Below are 15,015 nucleotides of genomic sequence, written 5' to 3' on the forward strand. Positions count from 1 at the left end.
GCTTTCCCGGTCGTGCCTTCGTTTGCGCTGCTATCGCTCGGCGCCGAGGTGCGGTCAAGTGAACGCCCGCTCTTCGAGGGTGAGGTCCGATGACCGGCTGTGAGACCAGCCCGTTCGCCGTGCAGACGCAGCGCTCGGGCACCAGTTTCGTGGCCACGTGCCGCGGCGAGATGGACGTGACGACGTGCGACCTGTTCTTCGCGGCGGTACTGCCCGGCATCACCGACACCGCGACCAGCCGCGTGTCCGTCGACCTGGCCGAGGTGACCTTCCTGTCGGCCAGCGGCCTGCGCAGCCTGCTGCTCCTGCTGTGCGCCGCGCACTACAGCGGCAAGTCGTTCGACCTCCACCGCACCCAGCCGCAGGTGCGCCGCGTGCTGGACCTGTTCGGCTTCACCACCTTCAAAGCGGGCCTTGTGTGGGAGGCAACCATGTCGCCGAAGGGCCGCGCTCACTAGCTTGACCAGCTATGTTGCTCCCGCTGGTACTGGTACTCGCGCTGACCCCGCCCACGGCCGCGGTGCCGGTCACCGTGCCGGGCGCCGAACATCAGCAGTTCGCCCGCCTGGCCGACCTCACCACCACCGGCACCACCCTGTCCGGCCACACCGACCCGGCCGACTGGGCAGGCCTCACCAGCACGGCCCTGCCCGTGCCGTCCGCCGTCCCCGGCATCCAGATCGACGGCTACTTCCCGGACACGTCCCGCACGAACACCAACCACGGCTGGCAACACGACGCGCAGTTCGTGCTCAGGCTGCCCGACCGCTGGAACGGCGGCCTGGTCGTGACCGGCGCCCCCGGCGTGCGCGAGCAGTACGCCAACGACCGCGCCATCTCCGACTGGGTCCTCTCTCGCGGCTACGCCTTCGCCGCCACCGACAAGGGCAACACCGGCGCGCAGTTCTACCGCGACGGCCGCGCCATGGAGGAGTGGAACCACCGCTTCACCCAGCTCACCACCGCCGCCCGCACCGCTGTCACCCGCCGCTACGGCCACGCCCCACGCCGCACCATCGCCACCGGCATCTCCAACGGCGGCTACCTGGTCCGCTGGCAACTCGAGAACCGCCCCCACCTCTACGACGGCGGCGTCGACTGGGAGGGGACACTGTGGACGGTCGACGGGCCGAACCCGTTGACGTTCCTGCCTCCCGTGCTGCGCGCGTACCCGGCCTACGTCGCCGGTGACCCGTCGGCACATGCCGCGATGGTGGCGGCCGGTTTTCCCGCGGGTACCGAGTTCCTGTGGGACTACCACTACCGCTACTACTGGGATCTCACGCAACGGATCTACCGCGAGGAGTTCGATCCGCGGTTCGATGGTGACCTGGAGGCCGGGGTTCCGTTCTGTGCCTCTGGAACGCCTTCCTGCGATACTGACTACTCGTATGCCTCGCGACGTCGAATCGCCGGGCCGGCGGTGTCGCGGGTCGCGTTGACCGGCCGCGTGAAGCGGCCGTTGCTGACGGTGCACGGGACGTACGACGTGTTGCTGCCGATCAGCCAGGATTCGGACGTGTACGCGGCCATGACGCCTGATCGGCTGCATCGGTACTACCGGGTCGAGCAGGGGACGCACGTGGACGGGCTCGTGGACGCTCATCCGGATCGGTTGCGGCCGTTGGCGCCTTGTCATCGATCGGCGTTCGTGGCTTTGGAGCGGTGGCTGGACGGGGTGGCGCCACCGGAGTCCGCGACGTTGCCACGGCCGACGGATGTGTCGACCTGCCCGCTGTCGTGATCGTGATGCGGTGAAGGCCCCGCCCGAACGTCACCGGACCACCGTGCTCTCCCTGACCAGCAACGAGAACGGCGTCTGCACGTCGTCCAGCACCAGATCGGGCGACCCGGCCCGCGCGTGCAGCAGATCGACAGCCGCGGAAGCGATAGCAGCCTTGTCCGGAGCGATCGACGTCAACGAAGGGGAGCTGTAGACGCTCTCCTCGTTGTTGTCGAACCCGACGATCGCCAGGTCACGCGGCACCCGCACGAACCGCTCGGCGGCGGCCCGCATCGCCCCGATGGCCAGCAGGTCGTTGAAGCAGAACACCGCGTCGGGCGGGTTGCGCATGTCCAGCAACGACTTCATCGCGGCGGCGCCGTCCGCGCGGTGGTAGTTCAGGGCGGGCACCACGAACGACGGGTCGAAGTCGAGGCCGGCCTCGGCCAGCGCCGCTCGGTAGCCCTCCAGGCGCAGGGCGGCGGTGCCGCGTTGCGGGTGGGCGCCGATCGCGGCTATTCGGGTGCGGCCCAGCGAGATCAGGTGGCGGACGGCGGCCATGGAGGCGGCCACGTTGTCGATGCCCACGCGTGAGATCGGGACGTCCACGGCGTGCTCGCCCAGCAGGACCGCGGGGACGGACAGCTGGAAGTCGTCCGCCTGCAACGCCTCCGGGCTCAGGATCGCGGCGTCCACCAGGTGCGGGCCGAGTGAGGCCAGGGCCAGGCGTTCGCCGGACAGGGTGCCGAAGGTCTGCTCGATGAGCACGTTCCACTCGTGTTCCTGGGCGGCGGCGATCACGAGGCCGGCCAGTTCGGCGAAGTAGGGGATGGAGAGTTCGGGTAGCACCAGTGCGATGAAGCCCGTGCGGCCTCGGCGCAGGTTGCGGGCGCCCAGGTTGGGGCGGTAGCCGGTGGCCTCCAGGGCTGCTTCCACGCGGCGGCGGTTGTCGGGTTTGACGAACGAGTAGCCGTTGACCACGTTCGACACGGTCTTCACCGAGACGCCCGCCAGCCGGGCGACGTCCTTGAGCGTGGCCAACACAGCCTCCAGAAGAAGTACCGGGAAAAGTACCGGGAACTCTCGGTCTTTACATCGTTGGAACAACGATGCAAATCTAGCGGTGAGAGCGCGTCCACGCACAGCCCGTGTATGTAGGAGCCAACGATGTCTCGCATCCTGCTGATCGCCGTCACCGCACTGCTCGTCACGAGCTGCACCAGTAGAGAGAGCCCCACGACCGCGTCCAGCGGTGGGCCGGCCGCGTCCGCCGCGCAGCAGCAGAGCGCTGGTCCTGGCTGTGCGCGGAGCAAGATCGGGTACCCGCAGGTCGACGTGAAGGGTGCGATGGTCGGCTTCTCCCAGTCGGAGAAGGAGGCGAACCCGTTCCGCACCGCGGAGACGCAGTCGATCAAGGACGAGGCCGCGAAGCGGGGCGCCGAGCTGCTGTACACGAACGCGCAGAGCGACCTCAACAAGCAGATCAGCGACATCAAGTCGTTGATCGACCGCGGGGCGAAGCTGCTGATCGTGGCGCCGCTCAACTCCGACGGCCTGCAGCCCGCGTTCGACGCGGCCAAGGCCAAGCAGGTCCCGGTGGTCACCATCGACCGCAAGGTGACCTCGCAGCCCTGCACCGACTACCTCACGTTCATCGGCTCCGACTTCGTCGAGCAGGGCAAACGGGCCGCACAGCAGATGATCAAGGCGACCGGTGGTACCGGCAAGGTCGCGATCCTGCTCGGCGCGTCGGGCAACAACGTCACCACCGACCGGACCAAGGGCTTCAAGGACGGGATCGCCGGCACCAGCGGCCTGCAGGTCGTGGCCGAGCAGACCGGCGAGTTCGACAGGTCCAAGGGGCAGGCCGTGATGGAACAGCTGATCCAGAGCCACCCGGACATCACCGCCGTGTACGCCGAGAACGACGAGATGGGCCTCGGCGCCGTCATCGCTCTCAAGGCCGCGGGCAAGCAGCCGGGCAAGGACGTCAAGGTCGTGTCCGTCGACGGCACGCGCAACGCCGTGCAGCTCGTCGTGGACGGCAGCTACACCGCGGTGGTCGAGTCGAACCCGCGCTTCGGGCCGCTCGCGTTCGACACGCTGGAGAAGTTCGGCAAGGGCGACGAGATCCCGCAGAACATCGTGATCTCCGACGACGAGTACGACAGCACGAACGCCCAGCAGAAGCTCGGCAATGCCTACTGATCCGGTGATCGAGGTCGCCGGCGTCACCAAGACCTTCGCCGGCGTCCGCGCACTCGACGACGTGGACTTCACGCTCCACCGGGGCGAGATCCACGCGCTGGTCGGTGAGAACGGCGCCGGCAAGTCGACGCTGATCAAGGTGCTGACCGGCATCCACACCCCGGATGCCGGTCGCGTCGAGCGCCACGGCCACATCTCCACGATCTACCAGGAGGTCAACCTCGTCCCGCTGATGAGCGTGGCCGCCAACCTGTTCCTGGGCCGCGAGCCGCGCAACCGGTTCGGCCTGATCGACCGCGCCCGCCGCGACGCCGAAGCCTCCGAACTGCTGCGGGGCTACGGCATCACGGCGGACGTGCGCAGTCCACTCGGGACACTCGCGGTCGGCGAACAGCAGATGGTGGCGCTGGCCAGGGCGGTCGAGGCGAACGCGGACGTCGTGATCATGGACGAACCCACGTCGTCGCTCGAACCGCGCGAGGTGGAGACGCTGCTCGACGTCGTGCGCAAGCTGCACGAGGAGGGCATCGCGATCATCTACGTCAGCCACCGGATGGACGAGCTCTACCGGATCTGCGACACCGTCACGGTCCTGAGAGACGGGCGGAACGTGCACAGCGGTTCGCTCAAGGAACTTCCGCGCATCGAACTCGTCTCGCTGATGCTCGGCCGATCGGTCGGCGAGATCGAGAAGCACGGCACCACGGCGTTCGGCGAAAGTCACCACGCCGACGCCCAGCCCGTGCTCGAAGCGCAGGGCCTGACCAGCAGGCCGCGCATCAGGGGCGTCGACGTCTCCATCCGGCCCGGCGAGGTCGTCGGCCTCGCCGGGCTGCTCGGATCGGGGCGTACGGAGACCGCGAAAGCGATCATCGGCGCCCTCCCGCTGGACCACGGCACCGTGCTCGTCGCGGGCAAACCGGTGCCGCACAACGTGAAGGCGGCGACCAGGGCCGGCATCAGCATGCTGGCCGAGGATCGCAAGACGGAGGGGATCATCCCGAACCTGTCGGTGCGCGAGAACATCGTGCTGGCCGCGCTGCCGAGGCTGAGCAGGTTCGGCGTGATCAGCAGGTCCAAACAGGACCGGATCGTCGACACCTTCGTCAAACGTTTGCGCATCAAGGTGTCCAGCCCCGAGCAGAAGGTCGCGGAACTGTCCGGCGGCAACCAGCAGAAGGTGTTGCTGGCCAGATGGTTGTGCACCGAACCCAAGATCCTGCTGCTCGACGAACCCACGCGCGGCATCGACGTCGGCGCCAAGGCGGAGGTGCAGGCGCTGATCGACGAACTCGCGCGGGAAGGCCTGGCGGTGCTGCTGATCAGCTCCGAACTCGACGAACTGCTCGACGGCGCGGACCGGCTCGTCGTGCTGCGCGACGGGGAGGTCGCGGGGGAGCTGGAGGGAGCCCAGCTCACCCGGGAACACGTGCTCAAGGCCATCGCGGCGGAGGTGATGGATGACGCTGACAGCCGACAGAACAGCCACCAGAACAGCCACTAGGACGCGCTGGTTGCAGGACAACGGTGTCTACCTCGCCGTTGTCGTCCTGCTGCTGTTCAACGCCCTGTTCACCGCCAACTTCCTGACGCTGGGCAACTTCACCACCCAGCTCGTCCAGGCCGCACCCGTCCTGATCGTCGCGCTCGGCATGGCGCTCGTGATCGGCACCGAAGGCGTCGACCTGAGCGTCGGCGCGGTCATGGCGCTGGCCGCCGCGATCATCCCGCTCTACCTCGGCGCCGGTCCGCTCGTCGCGATCACGATGGCGCTCGTGGTCGGTCTGCTGGCAGGAGCCTTCAACGGCTTCCTCGTCGCCAGGGTCGGCATCCAGCCGATCGTCGCCACCCTGGCCCTGCTGGTGGGCGGGCGTGGCCTGGCGCTGGTCATCGCGAACGGCCAGCTGGTCCAGCTGCACGACCCGGCCTTCCTCGCGCTCGGCACCGACGACGTGCTCGGCATCCCGATCGGCGTGCTGCTGGCGGGTTTGCTGGCGCTGCTGGTCGCCGGTCTCACGAACCGCACGACGTTCGGCCGCCAGCTCGTCGCGATCGGCGGCAACCGCAAGGCCGCGACACTGGCCGGGCTGCCCGTCAACCGGGTGCTGGTCGGCGTCTACGCCATCTGCGGCGTGCTGGCGGCGGTCGCCAGCGTGCTGGCCACCTCCAGGCTCGCCGCCAGCGACCCGGCGGACATGGGCCTGCTGATGGAACTGTCCGCGATCACCGCGGTGGTCGTCGGCGGCACCCCGCTGACCGGCGGCAAGGTGCGCGTGCTCGGCACGGTGTTCGGCGTGATCCTGATGCAGCTCGTCCGGGCCACGCTGATCAAGCACAACCTGCCGGACTCGATCGCGCAGATGATCCAGGCCGCGATCATCATCGCCGCCGTGTACGTGGCACGGGAGCGCCGATGATCACCACGACCACTCCCGCCGTTCCCAGGGCGGCAGCGAGGACCAAGGTCCTGCAACGCCAAGGCGCCGCCGTCGCCCTCGTGCTGATGGTCGCGGTGTCCTGGCTGGTGTTCCCGCGCTTCGGCAGCCTCGACAACCTGCGCGACCTCGCCCTGCAGGGCTCGTTCCTCGCGGTGATCGCGATCGGCATGACGTTCGTGATCATCACCGGCGGCATCGACCTGTCCGTCGGCTCGCTCTACGCTCTGGGCGGCGTGCTGGCGGCCTGGGGCTCGCAGTACGGGTTCCTGGTCGCGCTGGCCCTGCCGTTGCTCGTCTGCGGCCTGATCGGGCTGGTCAACGGCCTGCTGATCGCCCGCACGAACATGGCGCCGTTCATCGTCACCCTGGCGTCCCTGCTGTTCGCCCGCGGACTCCTGCTCGCGATCACCGACGAGGGCTCCACCACGTACAAGATCGCGGGAGACAGCGCGTTCGTCGAACTGGGCAGGGGCACGGTGCTCGGCTTCGGCTATCCGATCTTCATCGCGGCCGTGCTCGCCGTTCTCGGTGGAATGGTCCTGAACCGCACGAGCTTCGGCCAGAACGTGTTCGCCACCGGTGGCGCCGAACAGTCGGCGATCCTGCTGGGTGTTCCCGTCGCCAGGACCAAGATCCTCGTCTACACGACGAGCGGCACGCTGGCGGGTCTCGCCGGAGCCCTGACCGCCGCTTATCTCCAGTCCGGGGTCACGGTGATCGGTGTCGGCACCGAGCTGGACGCCATCGCGGTCGTGGTCATCGGTGGCACCCTGCTGACCGGTGGCATGGGCACGGTCCTCGGCACGGTGATCGGCGTCGGCCTGATCAAGGTCATCCAGAACGTCATCAACCAGATCGGCACGCTCGACAGCAACTACCAGTCGGTGGTCAGCGGCGTCTTCCTGCTCATCGTCGTTGTCCTGCAACGGATACTCCGAAGATAGGAGAGCCATGACCAGACGCGTCCTGGGCGTGTTGGTCTCGACCCTGATCGCAGCTACCTTCCTGACGCCAACAGCGCACGCGGTGGAGTGGGTACCGAAAGTCCCTCCGCTCTCGACCCCCTGGACCTCCCAGGCGTCGCCGACCAACGCCCTGCCCGAGTACCCGCGCCCGCAGCTCGTGCGCACCGAGTGGCAGAACCTCAACGGTGTCTGGGAGTTCGCCGGGGCACCGAACCTGAGCAACCCGCCCATCGGCAGGCCGCTGGCCGAGGGCGTCCTCGTGCCGTACCCGATCGAGTCCGCGCTGTCGGGCATCAAACGGCACGAGGACAACATGTTCTACCGCCGCACCTTCACCGTTCCGTCCACCTGGAACGGCCGGAAAGTGCGGCTCAACTTCGGTGCCGTGACCTGGGAGACGAGGGTCTGGGTCAACGGCAGGCAGGTCGGCACGCACACCGGCGGTTTCGACGCGTTCTCGTTCGACATCACGCCCGCGCTCCAGGCCGGCGCGAACGAGATCGTCGTCGGCGTCAGTTCACCGGTGGACGGCAGCCGTTATCCGATCGGCAAGCAGCGCCGGAACCCGAGCGGGATCTTCTACACCGCGGCGTCGGGCATCTGGCAGACCGTGTGGCTGGAACCGGTGCGAGCCGCGAACATCACGCGCCTCGACACCACCCCGAACGTCGGCGCGGGCGCCCTCGACCTGGTCGTGCAGGGCACCTCCGGGCAGTCGGTCACCGCAGAGGTCCTCAGCGGCGGACAGGTGGTCGGCCGGCAGACCGGCACGACCGGCAACCTGCTGCGGGTTCCGGTGCCGAACGCCAGACTGTGGTCGCCGGACGACCCGTTCCTCTACGACCTGCGCGTGACGCTGGCCGGCGGAGACGTCGTGACCGGCTACTTCGGCATGCGCTCGCTCGGCAAGGCGATGGTCGGCGGCGTCATGCGGCCGTTGCTGAACGGGAAGTTCGTCTTCCAGAACGGCACGCTGGACCAGGGCTACTGGCCGGACGGCATCTACACCGCGCCGACCGACGAGGCGTTGCGCTTCGACCTCGAACGCCAGAAAGCACTGGGGTTCAACATGGTCCGCAAGCACATCAAGGTCGAACCGGCGCGCTGGTTCTACCACGCCGACCGGCTCGGCCTGATGGTCTGGCAGGACATGCCGTCCGTCGACTCGGTCGACGAGGCGCCGAACTCGCACGCCAACTACGAGTCCGAGCTGCGCCGGATGATCGACCAGCTCAAGGGCATCACGTCGATCGTGCAGTGGGTGCCGTTCAACGAGGGCTGGGGCGAGTACGAGGCGGGCCGGATCGTGAACCTGATCCGGTGGATCGACAACACCCGCCTGATCAACCACAACTCGGGCTCCAACTGCTGCGTCTCGGACCCTGATCCGGGCAACGGCGACATCATCGACGACCACGCCTACCAGATCACGACGGCGAACCGGCTTCCCGACGCCACCAGGGTCGCGATGCTCGGCGAGTTCGGTGGCCTGGGCCGCAGGGTCGTGGGCCACGAGTACCAGCCGGGCGCGGGATTCGCGTACGGCGCCCTGTATCCGGACGAGCAGTCGCTGACCAAGCGGTACGAGGAGATCGTCAAGCAGGTCGCGCGCCTGATCCACACGCGCGGGCTGTCCGCGGCGGTCTACACCGAACCGTACGACGTGGAGAACGAGGTCAACGGCTTCTACACCTATGACCGGCGCGTGCTGAAGATGACCGAGGCACGGGTGCGGGACATCAACCAGAAGGTGCTGGCGGTCGCGAAGGGCATCGCGGTGGGCCCGGACGACCTGGCGTCGTTGCGCGTCACCACCACCGGCTACACCGACCGGTACCTGCGCCATCAGGACAGCCTCGCGCGCACCGACGTGATCAGCACGGACCTGGGCAGGCTGGACGCCACCTTCCACGTGCGTCCCGGTCTCGCCGACGCGGCCTGCTACTCGTTCGAGTCGCGGAACTTCCCCGGCCAGTTCCTCAGGCACAGCAACGGACGCATCCGCACGGACGTGAACAACGGCACGATCGCCGCCGACGCCACGTTCTGCGCGCGGGAAGGCTCCGGCGGCACCGCGCTGGAGTCGTACAACCTGCGCGGGCAGTTCGTCCGGCACTACAACGAGAGCGTGTACCTGGCGCGCTCCGGCGGCCCGAACCCTTGGGACACACCGAACTCGTTCGCCGCGGACACCACGTGGGCGATCGGCGTCGCGTTGTGGCACAGCGGCGCGGACCTGCCGGTCGACCAGGCCAGGTCGTTCCGGGTGACCACGCCCGGCTTCACGGACCGCTACCTGCGGCACCGCGAAAGCCTGGCGCGCACGGACGTCGTGACGAGCACGAGCGACGGCCTGCTGAAGGGCGACTCGACGTTCGTCATCAGGCGCGGTCTCGCCGACCCGACCTGCTACTCGCTCGAGTCCCGCAACCTCCCCGGCAACTTCCTGCGGCACGCCGACTTCCGCGTTCGCCTGGGCACCAACGACAACACCGACCTGTTCCGCCGTGACGCCACGTTCTGCGCCCAGCCGGGCACCGGCGGCGTGCGGCTGGAGTCGGTCAACGAGCTCGGCACCAACATCCGGCACTACCTGGAGGAGGTCTGGGTCGCCTCGAACGGCGGCGCGCACACGTACGACAACCCTGCCTCGTACAACCAAGACGTGAGCTGGGCCGTGAGCTCACCTTGGGCACCGTAGGAGAGAAAACATGCTGCTACGCATAGTTTCCGTGTCCGCGATCGTGCTGAGCACGATCACCGTCCCTGCCGCGGCGGCGTCGACGGAAGTCGTCGACGCCATGAGCCGCGACTTCGGCATCACCGCCGCGCAGGCGCTGACCAGGATCCGCGACGAGAAGGTGGCGCTGAAGATCGCGCCCGCCGCCCAGGAAGCCGCCGCCGACGCGTACGGCGGCAGCTGGTTCGCCGACGGCGAGCTGCAGGTCGCGGTGACCGACCCGGCGAAGGCCGACGCGGTCAAGGCCGCGGGCGCCCAGCCGGTGCTGCGGACGAAGACCTTCGCGTCGTTGAACGCGGTGAAGAACGGCATCGACAGACTGTCGAAGGCCGGTTCGGTGTCGAAGGACGTCGCCGGGTGGCGGGTCGACGTCCAGCGCGGCGCCGTGGTGGTCGACGCCCTGCCGGGTGCCGACCTCTCGGGGCTGCCCGAGGACGTCGTCGTCAACACCGAGGGCGTGCAGCGGCCGCAGCCGTTCGCGGCCGGCACCGTCGGCGGTGACCCGTTCTACACGGGCAACGTCCGCTGCTCGATCGGCTTCTCCGTGCACGGCGGCTACGTCACCGCCGGGCACTGCAACGTCGGCGCCTGGAACGTCTACGGCTGGGACCGGTCGTGGCAGGGCGAGTTCGTCGGCTCTTCCTTCCCCACCAACGACTACGGCTGGGTCCGCACCGGCGGCGGCTGGTGGAACGTGCCGGTCGTGCTCGGCTGGGGCCAGGTGAGCGACGCCCTGGTGCGCGGCTCGTGGGAGGCCCCGCCCGGTACCTCGGTGTGCCGGTCGGGCTCGACCACGCACTGGCACTGCGGCGTCGTCCAGGGCCGCAACGAGACCGTGAACTACCAGCAGGGCGCGGTCTACGAGATGGTCGGCACCAGCGTGTGCGCCGAGCCGGGCGACTCCGGTGGCTCGTTCATCACCGGTGACCAGGCGCAGGGCGTGACGTCCGGTGGGTACGGCAACTGCTCGAGCGGTGGCCGCACGTGGTTCCAGCCCGTCAACGAGATCCTGCGTGTTTACGGGTTGACGCTGCTGACCGCCTGATCGGCCGATGACCGCCGGGACACAGACGCGTATTTTCTTCACGTCTGTGTCCCGGCGGATCTTTCTCTGAGGTGGTCACGTGCTGGCAGCCGGTCTGGTGCTCGTGATGGTGGTGAGCGGTTCCCCGCTGGATCCCCGGGAACCCGGTGAACACTCGGTGGTCTACCGCGTCGACACCGTCATCTCGGCACCTCAGGAGCGGATCTACGGGCTGATCACCGACTTCTCCGGCTACTCGCGCTGGAACCCTTGGGTGACCAAGGCCGTGGGCGGCACCTCACCGGGTGACGAGGTGAAGGTCGACGTGATCCTCGGCTCGGTCACCATGGCGGCGAAGCACACCGTGCTCAACGGCGTGCCCGGTCAGCGGTTCTGCTGGAAGGACGCGGGCTGGAACGCCTGGTTCGTCTACGGCCAGCGTTGCCGGACGCTCACGTCGCAGGCCGACGGAACCGTGCTGGTGTCCAACGAGCTGCTGATCGACGGCGTGCTGTCCGGCGGGGCGAACCACTTCATGGGCAAGGCGATGCGCGACGGCATGCAGGCGGAGAACGCTGCTCTCAAGCGAGCTGCCGAATCGTCTTAGGTGAACAGAATCCGCTTGGCCGCGGCCTTCCCGAGTGGCGTGCGCAGCCCGGTGAACGCCAGCTCGGCGAGGCTCGGCTGACGGACGAGCGACAGACCGCGCCGCATCGTCGATCGGATGAGGTAGCGGCGTCGCAGCGCCGCGCCGTAGTGCTCCAGCACGTACTTGTTGCCGCTGCGCAGGTAGTCGAACGTGACCGTGGCGGCGAGCTCGGACATCCGCATGCACGGATCGAGCCCGCCGGCGGTGAGCGGGGAGACCGCGCCCGCCGCGTCGCCGACCAGCAGACCTTGCGGTGACACGATGTTGCGCAGCAGCCCGCCGACCGGAATCGGCCCGCCCCGGCGCTGGACCGGCCCGGCGGGTTCCGGTGTCGGGAAGCTGTCGCGGAACCGTCGCAGCAGCTGGGGGAGTGGCGCGGTGAACCGGTCGGCGCGGCCCGCCAGCCCGACGTGGGCGTGCTCGCCGTCGTCGATCACCCAGGCGATGTAGCCGGGCGCGAGCCGCGGGTCGACGACGCAGTGGAACGTCGGCGTGGAGCCGGTCCTGATCGGGTAGACCTCCTCGATCCCGGTGATCAGCTGCCGGTTGACGTCGAGGCCGAGCTTCTTCGCGACGGTCGAGCGAGCGCCGTCCGCGCCGATGGTGAACCGGGCTTTGGCCGCCTTGAGCGGATAACCGGCGTTGAGGTGGACCTGCGCGCCGGCCCGTTCGGCGTCCTTCACCGCCTGGGCGTAGATGCCCGCCATGTCGCCGACCCGGAACTCGTCGCGATCGCTGACCAGTTCGACCGGTTCCTCGAGCGACGGCGGGTAGAGCAGCACTCGCCGCACGGCAGGTCCGAGGTGTGACAGCTCGTAGTCGGTGAGGGTGCGCCGGACGAAGATGCCCGTGGTGCGGATGCCGGTGTCGAGGCTGGTCCTGCGTTCACAAACCGCCACGTCGAGGCCTGCTTCGGCGAGCAGGCGGGCGGTGTTGAGCCCGGCCAGCCCTGCGCCGACGACGAGCACGTCCACGGTGTCCATGCCTGACCGTAGAACTGGTCCACCGGGCGATTCCCGTTTCCCGGCAACACCTTCACCGGATCTGCACGGTTCCTCCACAAACCTGAGCCCTTGACACGTCGGAGGTCTGTCGCGATCGTGGTGGGTACCGCCGCCTCGAACCGCCGCCCTGGTTCGAGGAGGAGCCGATGGAGCTGTTCAACCGCCGCACGGCGATGCGAGGGGCGCTCGCCATCGCGGCGACGCCGTTCGCGGCCGGTGTCGCGTCCGCAGAGGTAGGAGCAACCGCGTTCACGGAGAAGTGGGGCCCGAATCCGGGTGTCGACGGGCTCAAGGCGTTCGTGGGCATCGAGGACGACCGCTCGAACTCCCACCCGTCCGCCACGCACATCTTCGCGGAGCAGGACCAGTACCGGTTCGTGATGCACAAGTCCGATCGGGACGGTTCGGACCGGCAGCGCAACGAGGTGCGCGCGATCCAGAAGAACGGCAGCCGCCAGGACATGAAGAAGAACGAGACCTGGCGCTTCAACTACCAGATGTACATGCCGAGCTCGTTGAAGGGCACCACCAGCTTCACGCACATCTTCCAGGTCAAGCACACCGGGGTCGCCTCACCGGTGATCACGGTGTCGTTGTTCCGCTCCGGTTCCACCGAGTCCATCGAGCTGCGGCTCTTCGGCGCGGGACAGTCGAAACTCGGCAGCACCGCGCTGGCACCGCTGCGCAACAAGTGGATCGACGTGGAGATCGAGATCAAGGTCGGCGACTCGGGCAGCGCGCGGTTCGCGTTGAAGGACAGCGGCACCACCGTGGTCAACGCGTCGCGCACCGGCATCGACATGTGGCTGGGCGGTGACCAGGCGCATCCGAAGTGGGGCATCTACCGGTCCATCAGCGACTCAGCGCAACTGCAGGACACCTATCTGTTGCTGCGGAACATGAAGGCGTACCGGAACGAATGAGGTGTTCCCTGACGGCCGTTCGGAGGTGAGAATTACTCGCGTGGGGGATCTGCACGGACGAACCGTCGAGAGCAGGGCCGGTGTCGCCGCCTTTCTGGCCGGCGTGTGGCTGATCGCCGCGCCACCGGTCCTGCACTTCAGCGCGGCCACGCACGCTTTCCGGCCCTACTGGTGGTCCATGGGGCTGGCCGTCGTGCTGATGCTGCTCGGCATGGTGCGGGCGATGGCGCCGTTGGACGTGCCGTTCGTCCAGCCGTTGTCGATCGCTCTCGCGCTGTGGCTGATCATCGTGGCGCTGCGGGCGGGAGACGGCGGGCTTTGGGCCGTTTGGCTCAACCAGCTCATCGCGGCGGCGGTGATCGCGCTGTCGGCCGGGCTGGCTCTGCTGATCAGCATGCGCAGATGAGCCTGAGGCACGTGCCGTCGGACAACTGCCTGATCTGCCAGGGCGAACAGGAAGTCGTCATCGGCATCCACGAGCGCGGACCGCACGAGCGGATGCACGACTACAAGCGCGTGCTGTTCTGCGCGGCCTGTGACATCGGCGAGCTTCGGGCGTTCAGCTACGACGACTTCGTGGTGTTCGGTGAGGAAGAAGACGTCATGGTGTGGTCGGCCGTTGTCGGGGCCGAGGACGTCGAACGGTTGCGGTCCCTTTTCGCGTGTCTTGCTCCGCTGAACCACCAGTGCGGGTGCGCCCAGCACGTCCGCGCCTACGACACGAGCATCAGGGCTGCCAAGACCCTGTTGCCGGAGTACGGGCCCGACCGGCACAGTCCGGCCGGGCGTACCACCGTGTCGATCGGGGTGACCGACGGTCTCGCGGAGTTCTGCTGATCAGCAGCGCTCACCCGGTCCTGGCGAATCAGTCGATCACGGCCGTCGCCTCGATCTCGACGAGGTGCTCCGGCACGTCCAGCGCCTGCACCCCGATGAGCGCGGCGGGCGCCTTCGAGGTCTCGCCGAGCCGGGTCATGGCGTTCTCGATGCCCTTGAGCAGCTCCGGCATCTTGTCCGGCGTCCAGTCGACGACGTAGATCCTGACCCTCGCGAGGTCGCTGAACGTCGCGCCCGCGGCCTTGAGCGCGGTGTGCACGTTCACATAGGCCTGCTCGACCTGCGTGGCGAGGTCCGGTTCGGTGTCCCAGGCGACCTGGCCTGCCAGGTAGACGGTCTTCGACCCGGTGGCGACGGCGACGTGGTGGTAGACGTCGATCTTCGGCAGCTCGTCGGAGTTGATGAGCGTGATCATGGCCCTCTTCCTGCTCTCTTGTGGTTACTCGGTAACCGTAGGAGAGTGGGCCTCGACCTGGAAGAACGCACTTTTTCGTGAGCGAGGAA

At 68.2% G+C, this 15,015-nt stretch carries 15 protein-coding genes; 12 read left to right on the top strand and 3 right to left on the bottom strand.

Annotation, left to right across the window (positions count from 1 at the left end):
* The first annotated feature begins 89 nt into the window (after nucleotides 1–89).
* On the top strand, nucleotides 90–458 hold the full coding sequence (locus SK803_RS01750; protein ID WP_319963911.1) for an STAS domain-containing protein: 369 nt from the start codon (nucleotides 90–92) through the stop codon (nucleotides 456–458).
* An 11-nt stretch (nucleotides 459–469) separates the two neighbouring features.
* Complete coding sequence (locus SK803_RS01755) at nucleotides 470–1,744, top strand: tannase/feruloyl esterase family alpha/beta hydrolase (protein WP_319963912.1); 1,275 nt, start codon at nucleotides 470–472, stop codon at nucleotides 1,742–1,744.
* Nucleotides 1,745–1,774: 30 nt separating this feature from the next.
* On the opposite strand, the gene SK803_RS01760 is transcribed toward SK803_RS01755, so the two are convergent.
* Nucleotides 1,775–2,767, bottom strand: coding sequence for a LacI family DNA-binding transcriptional regulator (locus SK803_RS01760; protein WP_319963913.1), 993 nt, complete (start codon nucleotides 2,765–2,767; stop codon nucleotides 1,775–1,777).
* A 123-nt stretch (nucleotides 2,768–2,890) separates the two neighbouring features.
* Here SK803_RS01760 and SK803_RS01765 point away from each other — a divergent pair, with 123 nt between their 5' ends.
* From SK803_RS01765 to SK803_RS01795, 7 genes are all read left to right on the top strand, one after another.
* Nucleotides 2,891–3,931, top strand: a complete 1,041-nt coding sequence (locus SK803_RS01765) for an ABC transporter substrate-binding protein (protein ID WP_319963914.1) — start codon at nucleotides 2,891–2,893, stop codon at nucleotides 3,929–3,931.
* A complete protein-coding gene (locus SK803_RS01770) occupies nucleotides 3,921–5,435 on the top strand; it encodes a sugar ABC transporter ATP-binding protein (RefSeq protein WP_319963915.1) in 1,515 nt (504 codons plus the stop codon). The genes SK803_RS01765 and SK803_RS01770 overlap by 11 nt, the downstream gene beginning before the upstream one ends.
* A complete protein-coding gene (locus SK803_RS01775; protein WP_319963916.1) occupies nucleotides 5,392–6,348 on the top strand; it encodes an ABC transporter permease in 957 nt (318 codons plus the stop codon). Before SK803_RS01770 ends, SK803_RS01775 begins: the two co-directional genes overlap by 44 nt.
* Nucleotides 6,345–7,313: an ABC transporter permease gene (locus tag SK803_RS01780; RefSeq protein WP_319963917.1), complete on the top strand. Its 969-nt coding sequence runs from the start codon at nucleotides 6,345–6,347 to the stop codon at nucleotides 7,311–7,313. Before SK803_RS01775 ends, SK803_RS01780 begins: the two co-directional genes overlap by 4 nt.
* Before the next feature lie 7 nt (nucleotides 7,314–7,320).
* Complete coding sequence (locus SK803_RS01785; RefSeq protein ID WP_319963918.1) at nucleotides 7,321–10,035, top strand: AbfB domain-containing protein; 2,715 nt, start codon at nucleotides 7,321–7,323, stop codon at nucleotides 10,033–10,035.
* 10 nt (nucleotides 10,036–10,045) lie between these two features.
* Nucleotides 10,046–11,119, top strand: coding sequence for a S1 family peptidase (locus SK803_RS01790; protein ID WP_319963919.1), 1,074 nt, complete (start codon nucleotides 10,046–10,048; stop codon nucleotides 11,117–11,119).
* Between the two features lie 79 nt (nucleotides 11,120–11,198).
* Entirely contained in the window at nucleotides 11,199–11,705 is a 507-nt protein-coding gene (locus SK803_RS01795) for an SRPBCC domain-containing protein (protein ID WP_319963920.1), read from the top strand.
* On the opposite strand, the gene SK803_RS01800 is transcribed toward SK803_RS01795, so the two are convergent.
* Nucleotides 11,702–12,730 carry an NAD(P)/FAD-dependent oxidoreductase gene (locus SK803_RS01800; RefSeq protein WP_319963921.1) on the bottom strand — a complete coding sequence of 343 codons (1,029 nt, stop codon included), beginning with the start codon at nucleotides 12,728–12,730 and terminating at the stop codon, nucleotides 11,702–11,704. The genes SK803_RS01795 and SK803_RS01800 overlap by 4 nt on opposite strands.
* A 167-nt stretch (nucleotides 12,731–12,897) precedes the next feature.
* Here SK803_RS01800 and SK803_RS01805 point away from each other — a divergent pair, with 167 nt between their 5' ends.
* Genes SK803_RS01805 through SK803_RS01815 form a run of 3 tightly spaced genes read left to right on the top strand, consistent with a single transcriptional unit; the run spans nucleotide 12,898 to nucleotide 14,511 of the window.
* Nucleotides 12,898–13,674, top strand: coding sequence for a Tat pathway signal sequence domain protein (locus SK803_RS01805; RefSeq protein WP_319963922.1), 777 nt, complete (start codon nucleotides 12,898–12,900; stop codon nucleotides 13,672–13,674).
* Nucleotides 13,675–13,714: 40 nt separating this feature from the next.
* The gene (locus tag SK803_RS01810) at nucleotides 13,715–14,080 is read left to right on the top strand and encodes a hypothetical protein (RefSeq protein ID WP_319963923.1); all 366 of its coding nucleotides are present in this window, start codon (nucleotides 13,715–13,717) and stop codon (nucleotides 14,078–14,080) included.
* Nucleotides 14,077–14,511, top strand: a complete 435-nt coding sequence (locus tag SK803_RS01815; RefSeq protein ID WP_319963924.1) for a hypothetical protein — start codon at nucleotides 14,077–14,079, stop codon at nucleotides 14,509–14,511. Before SK803_RS01810 ends, SK803_RS01815 begins: the two co-directional genes overlap by 4 nt.
* A gap of 28 nt (nucleotides 14,512–14,539) precedes the next feature.
* Here the strand turns inward: SK803_RS01815 and SK803_RS01820 are convergent, their stop codons facing one another.
* Nucleotides 14,540–14,926 (bottom strand): RidA family protein, encoded by a 387-nt coding sequence (locus tag SK803_RS01820; protein WP_319963925.1) that lies wholly within the window; start codon nucleotides 14,924–14,926, stop codon nucleotides 14,540–14,542.
* Between the last annotated feature and the right edge of the window lie 89 nt (nucleotides 14,927–15,015).

This window comes from Lentzea miocenica (assembly GCF_033949945.1).
In the GTDB taxonomy this organism is placed as follows: Bacteria; Actinomycetota; Actinomycetes; order Mycobacteriales; family Pseudonocardiaceae; genus Lentzea; species Lentzea miocenica.